We start from the raw sequence: 17,846 nt of genomic DNA, 5'->3' as shown, positions 1-17,846 counted from the left end.
CCCCCGTCGCTCACCGCGTTGGGGGGAAGGTTCACATGGCTCAATTCTCAATGGAAATTATGCGCCCAACCGGCTCAGTTCTGCGTGGAAACCAACAGCGATTGGACACGGCGACGACTTCGTGCCCATGCTCAGTGACATCGTCGGTGAGCTCAATGGGATCAACATGGAGGAAGAGGTCCGCAAGGGTGCACGTTAGTTCCAGCCGAAGCTGACTTGATCATTCAGAGCAGGCCGCAATTACTGCGGCCTGCTTCATATGAAGACCCGCGATACTTGCAGAACAAGCGCTCCTAAGGGGCGTTGCGCGGCAAACCTAGCATCTCTCGTGCTTCCCTGGATGTGGCTGGCTCAGCATCTAAAGTGGCCATCAATTCCAATATCCTTTCGATCAGCACCGTGTTGCTGGAGGCAAGCACACCCTCGGACAGCCATGGGGAATCTTCCAAGCCGACCCTTACGTTCCCGCCGAAAAGAATCGACATTGCCGCAACTGGAAAGGAACCGAGGTCTCGCCCAAAGGCTTGCCAAGTGGCGTTCTTGGGTAGCAAGCCTTTTAGATAAATCAGGGATTCGGGAACAGCCGGGGCAGACGATGGCCAGCCCAGGCAAAACTGAAAAACCGGGGGCGAGTCGATCAGACCCTTTTCGATTAAGCCACTCGCATACACGATCTGACCCGCGTCCATGACATCAAGCTCTGGCTTTACCCCGGCGGCACGAAAGCGCACCAAGGAATCCTCGATGAACTTCTCCGAATTCAGATAGATCGGCCCCCCGCGATTCACCGTTCCCATCGGTAGGCTGGCCATGTCGGGTCGCAGTTCTTCCACGTGACAAATCCTTTTTTCCGTCCCGACCAAGGTTGACTTCGAGGTTGCCGAACGAGGATCGGTCTCTGAGGGAAAAAAGAGAGCGCCCGCTCCGGCGGTCAAGTTCAAGATCGCGTCGCATCCACTATCCCGGATTCTCATCACGGTCTCTCTGTAAAGCGCCGGTTCCATGCTTCCTAGCCCGGTACTGGGGTCGCGGACATGCAGATGAACCATTGCCGCGCCCGCCTTGGCCGCATCGACTGCGGCTTTTGCTATTTCGCTTGGCGTTATCGGGATCGCCGGATTCACCCTCGGATCATGCCCGCCGTTCAAGGCACAGGTGATCACAACTTTTCGTCCCATCGATTGCTCCGGAATTTAGAACTTGATGTGGGTTCACAGAAAACGGCACATCTCCGAAACATCGCCGACATCTTGTAGATTCAGCAACATCTCGATCGCGCGGTCTATGGCCACCGGCGAAATTACGGTCTCGGCGTTTTGCCGGAATTTCCCAGCCAGATCATCGTCAGACATCCGCGTGGCGGGAGTCGCTGGTGACCCCCGGCGATATTTGCGTTCCTCAACGAACTTTCTGCCCCTGGCAGACACCTCGACGCGCCCGATCCGCGACTGGGGATCTTCGAGCAGTGCCTCTTCGAACTGTGGGTGTGGGTTGAGGACCACTTTCTCGAGGAACGCCAGGTATCGCGCGTTCTGCAAGGTCTCTTTCTCGTACCACTTCGGACCGATTTCTACGCCATGCACGACCATGGAGACTGCATAGGCCGTACTCATCTGGGCATCGCTGAACGTTTCGATAGTCTTGGTCGTCCACAAGGGTAGCGTTGCCGTATGGGAGTCCCAGTAGGTATCGATCTTTTCTATTTCGTCAGGCTGGAGGTGGTTCTCCGCGAGAATATGTTGAAGACAGTCGAGCACTGTGTTCGAATTTCTGCAGTGAGGCCAAGGCTTGTAGATCGTGTTCTGCGGGAACACCCAGCTGGAGCCCAAACGGTCCGTAAGCGCGTCAGGCTTCCAACCGCCCGCTCCGATGAATCGCCAGAAACCGTGTTCGCCCTCCAATACCGAGACATCGCCGCGGTACCCTTGTTCGGCCATGATCACTGCGAGAAGTTCCGCTTGGCCTATCCAACCGGAGAGCAGGTATTTGTCGTCGCTGCCAGGTAGCGTACGTCCCCATTTCCCCAATGTCTGCACGGGCGCTATGTGGCCGGCCAAACCAAGTGCATCGGCAGCTGCCTGACGGTCGAGCCCGTGCAGCATTGCCGCACCGAGCGTACCGCCAAAAATGGTGCTACTGAAGCCACTCACCGCGGGAAAGTCGATTTTCTCGCCAGGTTTGACGTCTCGATAGTATCCCATCGCCTTACCGAACCGCGCGGATACCTCGTGGGCAATTGCGACGGCTGTGATCAACTCACGACCCGTTCGGTTCTTTAGTTCCGCGGTTCCGATGATGGCCGGAAGAACATACGGCACCACATGCCCCGGCGGAGTGATCAGCGAGTCATAATCCAGTGCGTTGATAAGTTCCCCGTTGGCAAAGACTGCTGCCGCTGCGGACATTTTTTCCTTCGTACCGAAAACAGTTACTTCTGCAGGCCCTGTCATAGTCCGTGCGACAGCAATCGCCCGCCGCCCCTTTTCTCCCGAGACTGCCGCGAGTGCACAGCCGATCGAGTCCAGCAGTAAGCGCCTAGACTCACTCACTACCTCGCCAGGCAATTGATCAAACGCTGTGCCATAAGCAAACGAGACAAGTCTTTCAACAAGGATACCCATAGCCGCTCCCAAAGTTTGAGCCGAACGGCGTGCCGACCGTAGCCGAGTTGCGGTAGACGCCGCAACGTACGGGACGACACGCTCATTTCTCGTGCAAAAAATGTTCTCCGAGTCCTCCCCGGCGCTCGAAACGCTAGCCGCTTGAGAGGGCAGCCACAATCCAAAAGCTTTACGCTCAACGGTAGCCATAGCCTGAAATTATATAGCTTCACCAAAGGCGTAGACTTCGACTAACGCGCTATGCTAGCCGGCCAATTCGAGGACTCGGCCCGTGTTAGTGCTTGTTTGAATACGCGGACATCGCGATTGGCATCGAAGACGCAAGGCTATCGTATCGCGCTTTGGCGCATTATCACGGCGGCCACAGGCGTGGATAACAACACTATGAACGCCGCCACGAAGAATGCCATCTGCAACCCCGCGCTATCGCCGATAAGTCCCAGCAACGGGCCGCTTCCTGCCAACGCAAAATCTAGGCAGGCAGAGTAAAGTCCCATTGCCATTCCCCGACTCTCCGGCGGTGCGGCGCGCACGACAGCCACCCCGAAGCCGGGGAAGACCAATGAGTATCCCAGTCCCACAAACGCCGCTCCAATCATCCCGACGACAGGAATGGGAGCGATCGCGAGTAGCAGTAGTCCCAATACCTCGACAAGTGCGAAAGCGAACGCAGTTACGGGGCCGCCGAGTGTGTCGGGCAAATGGCCGATGAAAAGCCGCGAACCTACCAGAGCGATAGCGAACGCGGTGACAGCCATCCAGCCGTTCGTCCACCCGTGGCTGGCGAACAGTAGCACCGAGAACGTTAGGATTGCGCCGTATCCCACACTGCAAAGCGCCGAGCCTAGACCAGGCAACCAGACTGCGGCTATCACGGTTTTGCGAGACGTGAAGCTTTTGCCCCGACCAGCGACAGCTGTCATCGGCAGGACGAGAAGGACCGTAGCAAATGGGAGGAGTGCCGTGGCCGCGGCGATCGCCGAGAACCCAAAAATGGAGAAAAGCGCGGTGCCTAGTGGAGCCCCAACGGCCAGCGCACCGAACATGGCCGTACCCACCCAAGCAATCACCCTACCCGCGTTAGCAGGGCCCGCCGTGGCCAGGCCCCAAGCGACCGCCCCGGTGAGAACCAAGCCTTCTGCGCCTCCAAGTACCCCGCGGCCAGCAATGAGAACAGCGGCCGATACGGCCGGCTTTGAAACGGCGAGTGCCGATATCCAGTAAAGGACGCCAGCAGCGGCTGCGCCCCATAAGCCCATGACAACCGCTTTCTTTGGGCCACTTCTGTCGGCGAAATCTCCGGCCCACACCCTGGTTATGAGTGAACTCAGGAACTGGCTCCCCGTGATGAGTCCGACGATGAACGATCCAAAGCCAAGGTCGTTGTGCACGTGAATCGGCAGTACCGGCAACGCCATGCCCGCGACAAGAAAACCAATAAAAACTACTGCCATCTTGGGAGCAAGAAGGGGGATTAACGAAATCTCTTTGGTCACAGGAACTGCCGTTTAGAGTAAGCGCAATTATGCGCGTGGCCCATCGCCGTTTGTCCGATTGACTGAACCAAGCTGCAATCAGTCGGCTGGAATTGTTGGCATGCCCAGAGCTGCAGGCTACGAGCGTGAGATCGGGCGGAGCCGAACGACAACGTCCACATTGGCTATTTCAAAGCCGTCGGGTGCGTCTGGAATGTTGCTTATCGTGACACCGTCACTGTCGATGTCGCGAACATCTCCGTTGCCCTCAAAATAAAAATGCTGATGGTCCGCCGTGTTGGTATCGAACCAGGTGCGAGCGCCTTCCACTGAGAGAACGCGGACCAGCCCCGCTCGGGTGAAATCGTTCAAAGCGTTGTATACGGTAGCAACCGAGAGAACGATGCCTCTAGCGAGCGCCTCAGCGTGAAGCTCCTCGGCTGTAACGTGGCGGTGGCCATTACCGAAGAGGATTTCGTAAAGCGCCACGCGCTGTTCTGTTGGCCTGAGTCCTGCTGCTCGTAGGTCTTTCGTGACCGAGGATATTCGTTTCATTTGGTTTTCCGGGATCTGTTCGACACTGTTTTAACAGATCACCACCGTTTAGCACGCTCGCGTCACTGGGCCCGGGAGGCTGGTTATAAGAAATTGTTATTACCGCACTCGAGCGCCGAGTACAGATTTGCCGACCCTCGGACGCCTGACATCCATTTACGTCGGTGGCGAAAAGTTCGGTGAGCTGGCGTCGCGAGGGACACGGTGCCGCTCCTAATGACAGGCAAAGTCATCGGCGCTTAGGTATCGAGCCTGTCAAATACGGAGCGTGTCCACAATGATCCTAAATGCCGGCGAGTTCTGCCGCCGGCTAGGATAGTATAGGTAATAGCCTGCGAACGACGGCGACCAATCAGTGAGCACCTGCACCAAGGTCCCGGCGACGATGTGTTCCTTGACAAGATCTTCAGGCACGAAAGCGATCCCATAAGAAGCGATCGCGGCATCGATCATGGCATAGGATGTATTGAACACCAACTGTCCCTCAACACGAACGCGTAACTCCCTACCCTCCTTTTCGAATTCCCAGGCGTAAAGACCACCCGAACGAGATTGTCGGTGGTTAATGCAGCTGTGGCTCACCAAGTCCTGGGGCGTCACAGGCACGGTCCGGGACGCGAAATACTCAGGTGAGCCAACGGCCACAAGCCGCCAGTCCGGCCCGATCCTCACGGCAATCATGTCTTTGTCCAGGCTTTCGCCAAGCCTGACGCCAGCGTCAAACTTTTCTTCCACGATGTTCCGGAAGCCATTGTCGTTGTTCAGTTCGACCTTAACGTCAGGATAGTCGCGCAGCACGGGGCGTAGCTTAGGCCAGACGACGGTTTCCGACGCGTGATCGGACAGCGTGATCCGAACCGTCCCGGAAGGCTTGTCTCTGATCTCCATGAGTTCATCAATCTCGTTTTCCAGCTCTTCGATGCGCGGTGCAAGCGAGCGTATCAGGCGTTCGCCGGCATCTGTCGGTGTGACGCTCCGGGTCGTTCGAGTCAGAAGACGCAAACCCATTCGGGCCTCCAACTTCTTGATGGTATGGCTCATCGTAGACTGGGATGTGCCGAGCTTGGCCGCCGCTTTGGTGAAGCTGCGTTCCTCGGCAACCGCCAGAAACCACAGCATATCGTTCAAGTCTTCACGCTTCATGGGCCGTTCCGGTCGAATCCGATTGATGTCAATCATCGATAAGTTCAAGCGAATTGCAACGGCTAATCATCGTGGTCGCCAAGGCCTATGTTCGGACCATGACAAATCAAGCTGTTGCACTACGCAAAGAATCCGATCTCACCGACATTGAAGATGTATCACCCGTCGCCGCATGGGGAGCGGTGTTTTCGCTCGCTCTGTGCGTGGCGGTGCTGATCGCCTCGGAATTCATGCCGGTTGCGCTTCTCTCTCCGATAGCCGCCGATCTTGGCGTCACGGAGGGACACGCGGGCCAGGCGATATCGATATCCGGCGTTTTTGCAGTCCTTACCAGCCTTTTCGTCGCCAGCGTCACACGCCGACTTGACCGGCGGCTAGTCGTTACCTCGTTCTCGGTGTTTCTCATCATCTCGGGTTTAGTGGTCACGCTCGCGCCCACCTACCCGGTGTTGATGATCGGGCGAGCTATGCTGGGAGTCGCGATCGGCGGTTTCTGGTCGATGTCCACCGCGGTGGTGATGCGACTCGTCCCCCAAGATGCGGTGCCTAAAGGTCTCGCAATGTTAAGTGCGGGCAACGCAATTTCAGCCACCATTGCCGCGCCGCTCGGCAGCCTGCTTGGCAGCTACATTGGGTGGCGTGGCGCTTTCTTTGCCGTCGTTCCGCTGGCCCTTCTCGCTCTCATCTGGCAATGGATAAGCCTCCCGTCGCTACCCCCCGAGCGGGCCGTCGGGTCGCCCAATGTCTTCAGGCTCCTTCTCCGCCCCGACGTCGCAGTCGGCATGACGTCCATCGCCTTCCTATTTATGGGTCAGTTCGCCCTGTTCACGTACCTCCGACCGTTCCTCGAAACAGTCACGTTGGTGTCCGTATCAACGCTTTCGTTGCTTCTATTGGTGATGGGCCTCGCTGGCGTCGTCGGGACATACCTGGTTAGCAATCTACTCCAGAGAAGAATGTTCATCATCTTGACCGTGATTCCGTTGATCATGGCTGCAATCGCCCTCAGCCTCGTCGGTTTTGGATCGTCTACTTTCGCAACAGCTGCACTGCTGTTCGGCTGGGGGCTGTTCAGCACAGCCGCTCCGGTTGGTTGGGGAACGTGGCTAAGCCGGACAATGTCTGACGACGCAGAGGCCGGAGGTGGCCTGCAAGTTGCCACCATTCAACTTGCGATCACGATCGGCGCGTCTATCGGCGGCATTCTATTCGACCAGGCCGGATGGCAGACTACTTTCCTTTCCGCCGCCCTCCTCCTTGTAGCCTCGTCGATCGCTGCCGGCTTTGCATGGCGCTCATCACGGAGGTCCGCATGATTACCCGCCGCAATATGCTGGCAGCCTCATTCTTTGCGGGGCTTTGCCTTCCAACCGTTTCCCGCGGTCAACCGAAAAGCTCGGAGTCTGGCAATATGAAGTTCAAGATCACTTTCAACGGCATGAGCCTGACAGGAACCCTGGAAGACAAACCGGCAGCAACTGATCTTTTGGCAATGCTGCCCCTCGACCTCAAGATCGAGGACCATTCCACGAATGAAAAAATCGCTTACCTACCCCGCAAGTTGAAGAGAATAAAGGATGATCCCTTCAACGACGCCCGTCCGGGCGACATTGGCTATTATGCGCCATGGGGCAACCTGGTCTTCTACTATGACAGCTATCGCTATTCGCCGGGACTGATCCGCTTAGGCCGTTTCGAGGGCGGCTTCGACCCGCTGCTCACCCGTGGCGAATTCCCTCTCCGGATCGAAGCAGTGTGACCGGGCCGGATATCTTTGAAGCTACCTGATAAGGCACGAAGCTGACGCAGCATCGTCTCCCGCCGCTGCAAGGAAGATGAGTGGACGAACGCCCCGAACCGCTTGGTGCGGGGCAACTGCGGGTAGTTTCTCCGCCCAGTTGGACTGGATAGCGGCTTCCCACTACGCCAATTAATGAAACTTTCTCATAGCCGCTTGCGAAGTAGAGGCCCTAATCGAGCGATCCCACACCTATTACCTTTTCTAGGAACGCAACTGAGATGGAGACAAGAATGAGCAATACCCACGAGAACACCACCCGCGACGACCTCGACGCCGGGCGACGCAACCTGCTGAAGATGACTGGCGTAGGTGTGGCAGCACTTAGCGTGGCGTCCATGGCGGGCGCACCAGCCTTTGCGCAAACCACATCTGAATGGGACAAGGTCTTCCCCAAGAGCGAAAAGGTCGACCACGAAAAGGTCAGCTTCAAGAACCGGTATGGCATCACGCTCGTCGGCGATCTCTATCTGCCGAAAAACCGGAATGCCGGCGCACTTCCGGCTATCGTGGTCAGCGGTCCTTTTGGCGCGGTCAAGGAGCAATCCTCGGGTCTCTACGCCCAGACCATGGCAGAGCGGGGTTTTGTCACGATCGCGTTCGATCCGTCATACACGGGCGAAAGCAGCGGGGAGCCGCGGAATGTTGCATCTCCCGATATCAACACCGAAGACTTCAGCGCCGCGGTGGACTTCATCGGTCTTCGCCCTGAGGTCGATCGTGAGCGGATTGGTGTGATCGGTGTATGCGGTTGGGGCGGCATGGCATTGAATGCTGTCGCGGTGGACAAGCGCGTCAAGGCGGTGGTTGCCAGCACGATGTATGACATGACGCGCGTCATGTCCAAGGGTTACAATGACAGCGTGACCCTCGAACAACGCACGCAGGCTCTTGAACAGATGAGCCGCCAACGCTGGGCAGATGCCGAAAAGGGAACTCCGGCCTATCAGCCGCCGTACAACGTGCTCAAGGGTGGTGAAGCGCAGTTCCTGGTCGATTATCATGACTACTACAGCACTCCTCGTGGCTATCATAAGCGCGCCGTCAACTCCGGCAACGCCTGGACGCAAACCACCCCGCTGTCGTTTATGAACATGCCAATCCTGAGCTATATTAAAGAGATATCGCCGCGTCCCGTCCTGTTCATCCACGGCGAGAACGCCCACTCTCGCTACTTCAGCGAAACTGCGTTCGCTGCGGCGGCCGAGCCTAAGGAGCTGATGATCATCCCCGGCGCGAGCCACACGGATCTTTATGACAAGGTTGATGTGATCCCGTTTGACAAGCTGCAGTCGTTCTTTGATCAGCATCTGAGCGTCTAACAACTGACGCTCTGATCTGCCGGGTGGGTGCCGCTGCTTCCGCCCGGTAGGTAGGTCGCTGATTGTCTCGCATCTCTTACAGTCAGCGGGTCATTTATGACTTATGATAGTAGAGTAGGTCCTGTTCAGATCGGTCAGTATCTGACCATCGAGACTTCCGTGTCCCGCAGGCCCGGTATCTCTGCCTGCGAACGCTTTGTACCAGGATCGATCGTAGCCTACGTAGGAAACTGGTCTCCAGTTATGTCAATGACGAAACCGCCCTGCTCGAGCCAGACGTGGGTATCATCGCCACGCTTGCCTGACATTCGTTGGAACATCCCATGGCCGTTCTCCTTGAGAAACCGGGCGAGCAATAGAGATGCATCGTCGCACGCCCCCGAGGAAAGTACTGAAAGCTGATCATGAGCCGAGCACGGTCGGACCGGTCGATCATCTCTCGAAAACGAGCGCATCATCTGCCAAGAAAGTCATAAGCGATCTCCTACCGGCAGCCTTTCTCCTTGATCCTGGAAGCAATGGCTGCACAAGCATCGTCGACATCCAATCCTGATATCGGATCGGTTTTGTATCGCACGGAGGTTATACCTGCCAGATCGGAGGGTATCTTCACCTGCTCCTTCGCCGGAACGGCAAAGAAAGATCGGTCTCGGCCGATTTTGCCGGCGAACAGGCCAAGTTCAAAGATTGTATTGTCTCGCGGAGCGGACTTTTCCTTGCCGCGGCTCTTCACCTTATCGTCCGGGCTAAAGATTGCGACCGCGAAATCCATAAGGTCGAGTTGGATGGACAAACTCTCCATTGTGTGGTCGCCCGGGCTAAATACCCCTTCGGTCCAGATTGTGACTTTAGCTCCCGTAGACTCAAGCTTTGCTTTGAAAGCCTCGGTGACCCGGCAAGACTCCGATGCCGAGGCGATGAACACGTGTGGGTCGGTATGTGATTGACGGATTCCCTTCGAGCGCTCGCGAAGCCTTTCTGCCAGTTCTTTGGCAAGCTGACGCCAGAGATCGGGATGATTGCCGGCAACAGCTGAAAAGTCCTCCTCTGAAATCACCAGCGCCACGGTTGGCGAGGTCGCGGTCACCTGTGCCGATCGCGGTTTTCCCGGATCGATCATCGCCATCTCTCCGACATGCTGGCCTGCGACCCTCTGGTTGACGAGCGAGCCCTTGATCTCAATTTTCACCGCTCCTGCCAGGATAAAGAATAATGAGTTCGACCAGTCTCCCTCCATGATGAGGGGATCCCCGGGCATGAAGGTCAAAAGGTGCCCTCTGGTCAGCAGCTCTTCGGACGCATCCTTGTTGCCCAATATTATTCGCTGTTCCTTCAGGGCGTCGATAACCCGCGCTTTTCCGCGGTCTCCGTCAAAGCGAGCGAAGACGTTCGGCTGAATCAGATTGCTTGCGGTCATCGCTTCGCTCCTTTGGCAGGTATTGCTGTTGCAGAACTTTCGAAAGGGTCAGATTGGCAGCACTGGCAGCGATTCCAAGCGCGAGACAAAAGCCGCCCGCCTTCGACTTGATCGCCAAGCATGCTCAATGCGGTTTGATGCCAGCGAAATTGGCCAATTGGCTGCCAGGCTCCATCCCGATGAAATCAGCCGACTGGCCATGATGCGGAATCCCGAAGCGAGTGTCGTTCTCAGGGAAGCAAGCAAGATGTTACAGTTCAGGGTTGGCGTGCTAATGAAACTGATCGATCGCGGGCATATCTCGCAGAAAACGATGAAATAAGAATCAAGCAGATCGTGACGTTTGAGGCCCAATATGTCTCCTCTCTGCGACTCGGGCGCTAACGGGGATTGCCTGCCAAAAAGGTAGGGGACGATCTGAAGCGCGGGGCCGTGCAAGCTGCGATCACAATAGGTGAGGTCGGGATGACCTTCTTTCGAAGGTGTGATTTATAAAAGCATTGGGAGTAGCGTTTGGAAGCTTGGCAATCGCCAGGCTTTTTTTGGCTTTTTGGTAGAAGCTTATCGATGCACGGGAGAACAATAGCTGGATACGATTTTTAAAAACTAAATGAAATCAATTGTCGTTTACCTCCGTGGGAGCTTATTTGAATGGACGCGACAATGTCGCGTCCAACGAAATAATCTGCGGGCGAACGATTGACTGGATTTGTCCAGCCAACTCCTCGCCTGAATTCCATTCCTTGCGAACCCGCCCTGAAGAGCTTCGTCGCTGACCCGTAGATCTTGGCGTGTCTAGTCACGAGGATCGCCATCCATCGAGATATCACCGACAAGCTTTTCCGCCGCCACGCGTTTCCTGATACACAGCATCGTCAGGAAGCCTCCATGCCCCAAAAACCCAACTTCGAGGTCCTCGCCAGGTCAAACTACGCCGCAAGGGCTTGCACAGTGGGTCATGTCCCAGCCGTTCGGCTCCTACCTCGCAATCATCATTGGTATCGGCTTCATCATTGGCGTGGTGACATCGGCGAAAGGCGTGACGTGAAAATTCGAAAGGTATATTTGCTATCCCGATGCCAAAGGACTGGTCAGCATGGTCTGCATCTATGGCCTGATGGCGCGCGGGCTCCGAAACGCGTCACCTATCCTATGTGCTCAATCTCGGTATTCCGGAGCCTGTCGATCGAGCACCCGCCGGATGCTTTCCAGATGCAACCGGGCACTTTCCGGGTCCCCTTCCCGCATCTGCCGCGCTGCTTCCGCCGCGACAGCAGGCACGACTGGCAGAAGTTTGCGGCCTGAACCCATTGCCTTCAACTGAACTTCGGCAGCACGTTCGAGATAGTAGAGATCATCCCAGGCTTCGGCAATATTGGGTGCACAGATCATCACGCCGTGGTTTTTCATGAACAGGATATCCTTGTCGCCGAGGGCTGCTGCGATCCTGTCGCCCTCTCTTTCGTCAAGCGCGAGACCGTTGTAATTCTCGTCGACCGCGACACGGCCGTAGAACTTGAGCGCCGTCTGGCCTGCCCAGACCAGCGGTTCGCCTTCCACCATGCTGAGCGCGGTGGCGTTCGGCATATGGGTGTGAAACGCAGCCCCCACTCGCGGGGCCATCTTGTGGAGTCGCGCATGGATGTAAAAGGCGGTCGCCTCCGGAACGCCATCACCGTCAATCACATTGCCCTCGAAATCACAAATCAGCAGCGACGAGGCGGTCGCCTCTTGAAAGGCCCAGCCGAGGCGGTTGACAATGAAAAGGTCGTGATGACCGGGCACGACGGCCGAGAAATGATTGCAGATCCCCTCTTCAAGGCCAAGACGGGCCGCCATGCGAAGGCAAGCGGCAAGATCGCGCCGTGCCTGCCAGATCTCCTCGCTATCCAGCGGAAGATTGTGCCGAAGTGTGTGGTTCGTCTTCGAAACATTCAATTCATGCGCCATGCTTTTCTCCTTATTGCTCCATCCACCCTGTGGCGGCAAGGATGGCAGGCACCTTGTCGAGCGTCGGGACGATTTTATTCGGGCGGTAGTCAGCGAGTGGTTTGCGGCCCGTGCCACGATCGACCCAAACGGCACGAAAGCCAAGTTCCCGCGCCGCGGCAAGATCGAGATGCGGACTGGCACAGATATGCACTAGGTCGTCCATACCGATTTCGAGACTTTTCCAGGCATGGTGGAAGATCTGGCTGGAAGGCTTGTAGGCACCAGCCTGTTCGGCAGTGATGACGCGGTCGATAAAACCGCCAAGTTGGGCAACATTGCCGGCAATGATCGCGTCGTCGGTGTTCGAGATGATCGCAAGGCGGAAGCCCGCCGCCTTCAACCTTTCCAGCGTTGCTACGACTTCCGGAAACGGCGGCATCTTGCCGATGGAGGACGTGAGGATTTCGGCATCCTCAAGCTCGAACGGCAGGCCGAATTCAACCATGGCCCGTTCCAGGGCAAGGGCACTGACTTCGGCAAAGGTTCGGTGAGGGCGCTCTTCTTCCAGCGCATGTTCATGGCGGTCATAGACCGCGATGAAGGCCTTCTGATCGATATTGCCACCTTTTGCGGACAGTATCCTGTCCATTGCCGCAAGCAGCCCCTCATCCCATTGGATCAGGGTTCCGTAGCAATCGAAAGTCAGCCAGGCGGGCTTGGGACCGGCAAGCGTCATGTCTCGTCTCCTTGGTTTTCCGCACATTGACAAAACCGGATGTCAGTGAGAAATTAAATCTTCCTATATTCGTCATTAAGAAAACAAATGAGCTTTGGCTTCGATTTAGATCTCCTTAGAACGTTTGCCGCAGTGGTCGATTGCAGCGGCTTCACCAAGGCGGCCGAGCGCGTGCACCTCACGCAATCGACGGTGAGCCAACAGATCAAGAAGCTGGAGGTCAACTTCGGCACCTCGCTGTTGCGCCGGGATAAATCGACCGGAACCGTCGAGACGACCGAAGCCGGTGAACTGTTGCTGAGCTATGCCCGGAGAATACTAGCGACGGCCGAGGAAGCTGCCGAGGTGATGCGCAAACCACTCGCGCCGCGGACCGTTCGGCTTGGCGTGCCGGAGGATTTTGCCGGGCGGCGCCTGATCGACCTGCTGTCGGGATTTTCGGCCGCATCGCCTCATATCAGGCTCGACACGGTAAGCGGCTGGAGCACCGAGCTTCGCCGTCTGCTGGATACGGGCGAGATCGATCTCGCGCTGATCAAGCGCGAGCCGGGAGACGGGCCCTGTCTCGCGAGCTGGAAGGAAGACCTGTTTTGGGTGGAAAGCGCCACCCGGTCGGTCGAGACGGATCCGGTGCCACTCGCGGTGTTTCCCATCGGGTGTATCTATCGGGATCGCGCCATCCGTGCGATCGAGCGCAGCGGTCGTCGTTGGCGCATTGCCTACACCAGCCAAGGACTGATGGGGGTGCAGGCAGCGGTCGCTTCCGGTCTGGGAATCAGTCTGTTGCCGTCCGATGCAGTACTTTCCGAACATCGGCAGCTCGGGCCAACAGATGGCTTTGATGATCAGCCCGCGTCCGAGATGGCATTGGTCAAAGGTCGGGCAAGCTTGTCCAACGAAGCAAAGTTTCTCGGCCGTTTTTTGGCGGATAACCTGGGGTAGCGGTGTCCAGTTGCTGCTGCTGGGTTCCCAACTAGGGAGTCCCGCACAAGCTGCGGACGTGCAAAATGCCTTCCTCGACGCCCTTAATTCGCCCGGGAGCCTGAGTGCTGATGTGCTGCACGGCGCGACGACCTTTGAAGCGTCAGTGCAGGTTGAATTCCCCATCGATCTGCTGCCATTTGTTGGGGCCGATGAGCCGTTTGTGCGAATAACGGATCGAATGCAGCGGCCCGTCGAGCGTCTTCTGCCAGAAATCCAGAAATTTTCTCATCTCGGAAACACCGGCGCCAGATCATAGTCCTGCCAGACATAGGTAGTCGTTCCGGTCCGTCACGACGCTGTGCGTGCTATGAAAAGGTCAGTTTGTGTAGAAATCTGCATAACATCTCCTCCGGCTCGCCGCCGCATCCTCAAATATTCAAACTGACTATGCGACGCGGTTGTAGACCTGTCCCGGCGGGATAATAATAAGCAGCAGGTTGCGCGAGCGACATTGCATCGTCTGTTCCAACTTACAGGCGGCCGCCGGCGGCTCGAGCGCTTTCATATGCCCTGCGCAGCGTTCGCGCGCCGTAAGTGCGGGTGGCGTCATCGCGAACGCCATGAAGGGAGTCAAACCGTCGCCCCGTCATCTCGACGGCGCGCGGGATTGGAAAAGGGGCTTGGACATTACGGCTGTTTTGCATTTTTAACGGAAAGGCTTAGCGATAGTGTCGGTGTTTTAATTGTGCTTGCTCACCAACAAACTGAATAAGAGCTCGTAGCCGTGGAAGGCGTCGGAGATCCTTGTGATATCCTAGCCAGGTATCCCTACCAGGAGGCGCCTCGGACACTTCGATACGTTTCAATCCGTCCATCGATTCCCCCAGCGGTCTCGGAAGAACGGCCATCCCGGCGCCACCCGCGCATAACCTTGCCTGAACATCGCGATTGTTGCTTCGCATTGAAACCCTCGCATCCGGGAACCGGCCCTTAAGCCAAGCTACGTCGGGCATGCCTCCAAATGCCTCGTCCATGATGATCATACTTAACCCCGCTCCAGTGCCGGGCGAAGGGTCGTCCGATTCAGTTGCGACATATAGGCCGTACGGTATGTGAAGCAGCTTGCGTGAGATGACCTCCGGCTCCGTGAAGGGCTTTATGCGGAAAACCAGATCGGCTTCGCGCCGCGAGAGGTTCAAAAGCCTGGAATCAGTAAGAACCTCAATGATTACATCTGGATGCACCCGCCGGAAGTCGGCAAAGATGGGTGCGAGAACATGAACCCCGAACCAGTCAGAGCAGGATATCCGCAAGGTTCCGGACAACGTGTTCTCGGTGCCCGAAAGTTGGCGCTGGAGTGCCACCGCCTCCTCCTCCATCCGTTCGGCGTGCCCCATTGCGACGGTGCCCTCATCTGTGAGGACAAACCCGTCCGGTGTGCGCTGGAACAGCGAATGGCCGACCGCCGCTTCAAGGGCCTTTAGGCGTCTTCCCATCGTCGGCTGCGTCAGGCCCAGTTTTCTCCCGGCCGCACCCAGCGTACCTTCCCTCGCGATTGCGAGGAAAAGACGGATGTCGCTCCATTCCATAATGACAAACCGCCCATTCAAAAATGCATGATCTTCATGCGATATATATGATGTCCATTCAGATTGTTCCAGAGCAAAGTGCCGACATCAACTCAACTGAAAGGAGCCAGTCCTATGAGCACGATGAAAGCATCAGTTCTTGAAAATCACGGTACTGAATTCCGCGTCGCGCAGATCGCGCGACCGGCTGCGGGCGAAGGCCAGGTGCTCGTCCGCGTAAAGGCGAGCGGCGTAAATCCACTGGACACGAAAATCCGCCAAGGAGCAGCCCCGCACGCCCAACATCCTCTTCCCGCAATCCTGGGTATCGACCTTGCTGGGGTCGTCGAAGAAGTCGGCGCAGGCGTGACTGGCTTTCGCCGCGGAGATGAAGTCTACGGAATGACAGGCGGTGTGGCTGGCGTTCAAGGTTCGCTGGCAGAATTTGCGGCCGTCGATGCACGGCTGCTGGCCATCAAGCCATCTCGCCTTTCCATGCGTGAAGCGGCTGCTCTACCGCTCATCTTCATCACCGCGTGGGAAGGCCTCGTGGACCGCGTCGGCATCCGGGCAGGCCAGAAGTTGCTCGTCCTCGGTGGCGGGGGCGGTGTCGGACACGTAGCAGTTCAGATTGGCAAATCTCTTGGTGCGGATGTCTATGCCGTCGATGGAGCCCGCAAGGCTGACTACATCAAGAGCCTCAATGCCACGCCGATCGACTACCGCACGGAAACCGTGGAAGAATACGTCGCCAGGTATACGCAAGGACATGGATTTGACGTCGTCTACGACACCCTCGGCGGCGCTGGCCTGGACGCCGCGTTCAAGGCGGTCAGGGGCTTTGGGCATGTGGTTAGCTGCCTGGGCTGGGGCTCGCATGCCCTCGCCCCGCTTTCATTCAAGGCGGCGACATACTCCGGAGTGTTCACACTGCTGCCGCTGCTCACTGGCGAAGGTCGCGAGCATCATGGAGACATCATGCGGGAGGCAACGCGCCTTGCAGAAAAAGGCCAGTTGATGCCGCGTCTCGATGGTCGGTCATTCACACTTGATAATGTGATGGCGGCACACGAATTGATTGAAGCTGGCAACGTCGAGGGAAAGCTCGTCGTAGACATCGCGTAGCGGCCTAGCCCCGCAATCCTATTGATTTCCCGCATACCTGGCGCGAGGCTGCCACCGTCTTTGACTCGCTCGCAAACATCTTGCGATGCGGGTGGAAGACAGCCTCTGCGACGGCCGGGGAGGCAAAGAGAGGCTGGTCACCAGAGGGACTTGCTCTCCGCTAGGCCCCATCCCGTTCGAGAGCAAGCCTGTTTCAGCCCGCCGCGGTTCACCCTCGCCAGTCCCGATCAATGCGACCCTCTTCGGCTTTATGAAAGTATTGGGAGCACACTAGCCAGCCTTTCAACGGCCTCAACAGCGCAACGCACGCTGCAGTAGTCAAAGGGAGAGTCGAAACGAGATGTACCCAGAGCTGTGGCTCGAATGTCAGTTGGAGCCACAAAGCAAAAGCGAGTGCCGGAACAGCAACGATGCTCATGGCGAAGAACGCTGGGCCATCCGCCGGGTCGGCGAACGCGTAATCCAGGCCACAGACGTCGCAAGCAGGAGCCAACGACAGGAGCCCGTTAAACAAATGTCCGCGTTGACAGCGTGGACACCGCCCTTTGAACCCAGTGAGCGCAGGATTGGTAGTCTCGTTGTACTCGATGGTCATGTGTCTGTTCCCTTGCCATCGAAATCACGCTGAATGCGGAGAAGTCTAGCTGGCCTCGGCCTTGGGTGGCAACACCGCTGTAAATTCGTCACGAGACGTGGGATTCCCGTCGATCATCTCATAGACTGCTTTGGAGCGCCCGAGCGTGTCCATGAGTGAGGATGGCCCCGCGAAGGGTTGCCCGCCAATATGCCAGCCGTCGGTGTGAAGCTCCTCTATCAGAACCCAGGTCACCGAACGAAACGCCTCTGAGCCTTCGAACTTTACCATGACATCGGTGATCGCCTTCGCCAGGGCGTGTTTTTGCGTGCTTGTAAATACACCATCCACGAGTTTGATATTCACAAAGGGCATCGGATTTTCCTTCAGGCCAATCACGCAATCACTATCGATGTCCCGGTTGAACTGAAGTCCGTAAAATCCGTGCACAGCATCGGATCGCTTCAGTTCGAAGGCGATCTGCCTGCCGCGATTTTCCACCTTCAACTAATTACGAACGATATCGCGAACTGGAGCGCTGATGACCTTGCCCCGTTGAAATAATCCATTTTGAAGTAAGCTCTGGCCCATTGAGAGGACCAGAGAATGAAGCGCAACCGTTTCACAGACGAACAGATCATCGGCATTCTGAGGGA

The 17,846-nt window shown here is 57.0% G+C and carries 18 protein-coding genes and 3 pseudogenes; 9 read left to right on the top strand and 12 right to left on the bottom strand.

Annotated features, from left to right (window positions below):
• Positions 1-199: pseudogene (locus tag ASC97_RS35760) on the top strand (hypothetical protein); the annotation flags it as partial.
• A 94-nt stretch (positions 200-293) separates the two neighbouring features.
• On the opposite strand, the gene ASC97_RS26105 reads toward ASC97_RS35760, so the two are convergent.
• From ASC97_RS26105 to ASC97_RS26085, 5 genes are all read right to left on the bottom strand, one after another.
• On the bottom strand, positions 294-1,178 hold the full coding sequence (locus ASC97_RS26105) for a 3-keto-5-aminohexanoate cleavage protein (RefSeq protein WP_057471253.1): 885 nt from the start codon (positions 1,176-1,178) through the stop codon (positions 294-296).
• Positions 1,179-1,211: 33 nt separating this feature from the next.
• On the bottom strand, positions 1,212-2,621 hold the full coding sequence (locus ASC97_RS26100; RefSeq protein ID WP_057471252.1) for an MmgE/PrpD family protein: 1,410 nt from the start codon (positions 2,619-2,621) through the stop codon (positions 1,212-1,214).
• A 326-nt stretch (positions 2,622-2,947) separates the two neighbouring features.
• Positions 2,948-4,117, bottom strand: coding sequence for an arabinose transporter (locus ASC97_RS26095; protein WP_057471251.1), 1,170 nt, complete (start codon positions 4,115-4,117; stop codon positions 2,948-2,950).
• A 117-nt stretch (positions 4,118-4,234) separates the two neighbouring features.
• Positions 4,235-4,651, bottom strand: coding sequence for an iron response transcriptional regulator IrrA (gene irrA / locus ASC97_RS26090; RefSeq protein ID WP_057471250.1), 417 nt, complete (start codon positions 4,649-4,651; stop codon positions 4,235-4,237).
• 255 nt (positions 4,652-4,906) lie between these two features.
• Positions 4,907-5,794, bottom strand: a complete 888-nt coding sequence (locus ASC97_RS26085) for a LysR family transcriptional regulator (protein ID WP_057471249.1) — start codon at positions 5,792-5,794, stop codon at positions 4,907-4,909.
• 98 nt (positions 5,795-5,892) lie between these two features.
• On the opposite strand from ASC97_RS26085, the gene ASC97_RS26080 reads away from it, so the two are divergent.
• The 3 genes from ASC97_RS26080 (at position 5,893) to ASC97_RS26070 (ending at position 8,914) form a co-directional block, all read left to right on the top strand.
• Complete coding sequence (locus tag ASC97_RS26080; RefSeq protein WP_057471255.1) at positions 5,893-7,110, top strand: MFS transporter; 1,218 nt, start codon at positions 5,893-5,895, stop codon at positions 7,108-7,110.
• Positions 7,107-7,553 (top strand): cyclophilin-like fold protein, encoded by a 447-nt coding sequence (locus ASC97_RS26075; protein WP_057471248.1) that lies wholly within the window; start codon positions 7,107-7,109, stop codon positions 7,551-7,553. The genes ASC97_RS26080 and ASC97_RS26075 overlap by 4 nt, the downstream gene beginning before the upstream one ends.
• 272 nt (positions 7,554-7,825) lie before the next feature.
• Positions 7,826-8,914, top strand: coding sequence for an alpha/beta hydrolase (locus ASC97_RS26070; RefSeq protein ID WP_057471247.1), 1,089 nt, complete (start codon positions 7,826-7,828; stop codon positions 8,912-8,914).
• 484 nt (positions 8,915-9,398) lie between these two features.
• Here ASC97_RS26070 and ASC97_RS26065 read toward each other — a convergent pair whose 3' ends face one another.
• Positions 9,399-10,331: a TIR domain-containing protein gene (locus ASC97_RS26065; RefSeq protein ID WP_057471246.1), complete on the bottom strand. Its 933-nt coding sequence runs from the start codon at positions 10,329-10,331 to the stop codon at positions 9,399-9,401.
• Between ASC97_RS26065 and ASC97_RS26060 the strand changes: the two genes are divergently transcribed.
• Positions 10,318-10,653 (top strand): hypothetical protein, encoded by a 336-nt coding sequence (locus ASC97_RS26060; protein WP_156390471.1) that lies wholly within the window; start codon positions 10,318-10,320, stop codon positions 10,651-10,653. The two genes, ASC97_RS26065 and ASC97_RS26060, sit on opposite strands and share 14 nt — an antisense overlap.
• Before the next feature lie 495 nt (positions 10,654-11,148).
• Positions 11,149-11,463 (top strand): annotated as a pseudogene (locus ASC97_RS36420) (DUF1206 domain-containing protein); the annotation flags it as partial.
• A gap of 26 nt (positions 11,464-11,489) precedes the next feature.
• Here ASC97_RS36420 and ASC97_RS26055 read toward each other — a convergent pair.
• Both ASC97_RS26055 and ASC97_RS26050 read right to left on the bottom strand, forming a co-directional pair.
• Positions 11,490-12,281 (bottom strand): aldolase, encoded by a 792-nt coding sequence (locus ASC97_RS26055; RefSeq protein WP_057471244.1) that lies wholly within the window; start codon positions 12,279-12,281, stop codon positions 11,490-11,492.
• 10 nt (positions 12,282-12,291) lie between these two features.
• Positions 12,292-12,999, bottom strand: a complete 708-nt coding sequence (locus tag ASC97_RS26050; RefSeq protein WP_057471243.1) for a haloacid dehalogenase type II — start codon at positions 12,997-12,999, stop codon at positions 12,292-12,294.
• Between ASC97_RS26050 and ASC97_RS36415 the strand changes: the two genes are divergently transcribed.
• Together ASC97_RS36415 and ASC97_RS26045 are read left to right on the top strand one after the other, a co-directional pair.
• On the top strand, positions 12,891-13,118 hold the full coding sequence (locus ASC97_RS36415; RefSeq protein WP_443216780.1) for a hypothetical protein: 228 nt from the start codon (positions 12,891-12,893) through the stop codon (positions 13,116-13,118). The genes ASC97_RS26050 and ASC97_RS36415 overlap by 109 nt on opposite strands.
• Positions 13,087-13,941: a LysR substrate-binding domain-containing protein gene (locus tag ASC97_RS26045; RefSeq protein ID WP_057471242.1), complete on the top strand. Its 855-nt coding sequence runs from the start codon at positions 13,087-13,089 to the stop codon at positions 13,939-13,941. Before ASC97_RS36415 ends, ASC97_RS26045 begins: the two co-directional genes overlap by 32 nt.
• A gap of 142 nt (positions 13,942-14,083) precedes the next feature.
• Here ASC97_RS26045 and ASC97_RS26040 read toward each other — a convergent pair.
• Together ASC97_RS26040 and ASC97_RS26035 are read right to left on the bottom strand one after the other, a co-directional pair.
• A pseudogene (locus tag ASC97_RS26040) lies at positions 14,084-14,256 on the bottom strand (aspartate-semialdehyde dehydrogenase); the annotation flags it as partial.
• 386 nt (positions 14,257-14,642) lie between these two features.
• Positions 14,643-15,512: a LysR family transcriptional regulator gene (locus ASC97_RS26035; RefSeq protein ID WP_057471241.1), complete on the bottom strand. Its 870-nt coding sequence runs from the start codon at positions 15,510-15,512 to the stop codon at positions 14,643-14,645.
• A gap of 114 nt (positions 15,513-15,626) precedes the next feature.
• On the opposite strand from ASC97_RS26035, the gene ASC97_RS26030 reads away from it, so the two are divergent.
• Positions 15,627-16,616 (top strand): zinc-dependent alcohol dehydrogenase family protein, encoded by a 990-nt coding sequence (locus ASC97_RS26030; protein ID WP_057471240.1) that lies wholly within the window; start codon positions 15,627-15,629, stop codon positions 16,614-16,616.
• A gap of 208 nt (positions 16,617-16,824) precedes the next feature.
• Here ASC97_RS26030 and ASC97_RS26025 read toward each other — a convergent pair whose 3' ends face one another.
• Both ASC97_RS26025 and ASC97_RS26020 read right to left on the bottom strand, forming a co-directional pair.
• The gene (locus tag ASC97_RS26025) at positions 16,825-17,211 is read right to left on the bottom strand and encodes a DUF983 domain-containing protein (protein WP_057471239.1); all 387 of its coding nucleotides are present in this window, start codon (positions 17,209-17,211) and stop codon (positions 16,825-16,827) included.
• Between the two features lie 45 nt (positions 17,212-17,256).
• Complete coding sequence (locus ASC97_RS26020) at positions 17,257-17,565, bottom strand: tautomerase family protein (protein ID WP_057471254.1); 309 nt, start codon at positions 17,563-17,565, stop codon at positions 17,257-17,259.
• Positions 17,566-17,846: the final 281 nt, after the last annotated feature.

It is taken from the genome of Rhizobium sp. Root1203, assembly GCF_001424945.1.
Classification (GTDB): Bacteria; Pseudomonadota; Alphaproteobacteria; order Rhizobiales; family Rhizobiaceae; genus Rhizobium.
Note: the sequence above shows the minus strand (reverse complement) of the source record. Positions and strands in the feature narration are given on the sequence as shown.

Coding starts and splice junctions, on each gene's coding strand:
- ASC97_RS26105 (WP_057471253.1), bottom strand. CDS start 1,178: ATGGGACGAAAAGTTGTGATCACCTGTGCCTTGAACGGCGGGCATGAT.
- ASC97_RS26100 (WP_057471252.1), bottom strand. CDS start 2,621: ATGGGTATCCTTGTTGAAAGACTTGTCTCGTTTGCTTATGGCACAGCG.
- irrA (WP_057471250.1), bottom strand. CDS start 4,651: ATGAAACGAATATCCTCGGTCACGAAAGACCTACGAGCAGCAGGACTC.
- ASC97_RS26085 (WP_057471249.1), bottom strand. CDS start 5,794: ATGAAGCGTGAAGACTTGAACGATATGCTGTGGTTTCTGGCGGTTGCC.
- ASC97_RS26080 (WP_057471255.1), top strand. CDS start 5,893: ATGACAAATCAAGCTGTTGCACTACGCAAAGAATCCGATCTCACCGAC.
- ASC97_RS26075 (WP_057471248.1), top strand. CDS start 7,107: ATGATTACCCGCCGCAATATGCTGGCAGCCTCATTCTTTGCGGGGCTT.
- ASC97_RS26070 (WP_057471247.1), top strand. CDS start 7,826: ATGAGCAATACCCACGAGAACACCACCCGCGACGACCTCGACGCCGGG.
- ASC97_RS26065 (WP_057471246.1), bottom strand. CDS start 10,331: ATGACCGCAAGCAATCTGATTCAGCCGAACGTCTTCGCTCGCTTTGAC.
- ASC97_RS26055 (WP_057471244.1), bottom strand. CDS start 12,281: ATGGCGCATGAATTGAATGTTTCGAAGACGAACCACACACTTCGGCAC.
- ASC97_RS26050 (WP_057471243.1), bottom strand. CDS start 12,999: ATGACGCTTGCCGGTCCCAAGCCCGCCTGGCTGACTTTCGATTGCTAC.
- ASC97_RS26045 (WP_057471242.1), top strand. CDS start 13,087: ATGAGCTTTGGCTTCGATTTAGATCTCCTTAGAACGTTTGCCGCAGTG.
- ASC97_RS26035 (WP_057471241.1), bottom strand. CDS start 15,512: ATGGAATGGAGCGACATCCGTCTTTTCCTCGCAATCGCGAGGGAAGGT.
- ASC97_RS26030 (WP_057471240.1), top strand. CDS start 15,627: ATGAGCACGATGAAAGCATCAGTTCTTGAAAATCACGGTACTGAATTC.
- ASC97_RS26025 (WP_057471239.1), bottom strand. CDS start 17,211: ATGACCATCGAGTACAACGAGACTACCAATCCTGCGCTCACTGGGTTC.
- ASC97_RS26020 (WP_057471254.1), bottom strand. CDS start 17,565: ATGCCCTTTGTGAATATCAAACTCGTGGATGGTGTATTTACAAGCACG.